This window comes from Vibrio sp. qd031, assembly GCF_002100145.1.
Classification (GTDB): Bacteria; Pseudomonadota; Gammaproteobacteria; order Enterobacterales; family Vibrionaceae; genus Vibrio.
Window position 1 is genome coordinate 1 of sequence record NZ_JXQD01000037.1, and the last position, 526, is coordinate 526.

At 52.3% G+C, this 526-nt stretch carries 1 protein-coding gene and 2 tRNA genes; all 3 read right to left on the reverse strand.

Annotated features, from left to right (window positions below; translation table 11 throughout):
• Nucleotides 1-29 precede the first annotated feature (29 nt).
• Nucleotides 30-105: transfer RNA gene (locus tag ST37_RS19630), tRNA-Gly, on the reverse strand.
• 117 nt (nt 106-222) lie between these two features.
• Nucleotides 223-299, reverse strand: a tRNA-Met gene (locus ST37_RS19635).
• Between the two features lie 9 nt (nt 300-308).
• A partial coding sequence (locus ST37_RS20170) for a hypothetical protein (protein ID WP_206780103.1) occupies nt 309-526 on the reverse strand: 218 nt, incomplete at its 5' end.

A 526-nucleotide genomic window follows, 5' to 3' on the forward strand; every position in this document is an offset into this window, starting at 1 on the left:
TCGTGTGCTTTCGCGGCAATCCTAAAATTTGGAGCGACACACGAGGTTCGAACTCGTGACCTCAACCTTGGCAAGGTTGCGCTCTACCAACTGAGCTAGTGTCGCATAGAACCCGTTTTTCAACGTATTCTTGAATGTGGTTGCGCGGGCTGGATTTGATCCGGGCGGCGCTTCCGTCAACGGCCTGAGGGTTATGAAAACCTCATCCATTGAACTTAAAAGTGGTTGCGGGGGCTGGATTTGAACCAACGACCTTCGGGTTATGAGCCCGACGAGCTACCAAGCTGCTCCACCCCGCGTCCGTGTCATCATTTAAAGCTGATGATGGCTTTTTTATTTGGAGCGACGCGAATAACTTGGAAACAAGGTTTCTCGTGAGCTTTCGCGGCAATCCTAAATTTTGGAGCGACGCGACCAGCATGGGCACGAGGTTCCTCGTGTGCTTTCGCGGCAATCCTAAAATTTGGAGCGACGCGACCAGCTTGGGCACGAGGTTCCTCGTGTGCTTTCGCGGCAATCCTAAAAT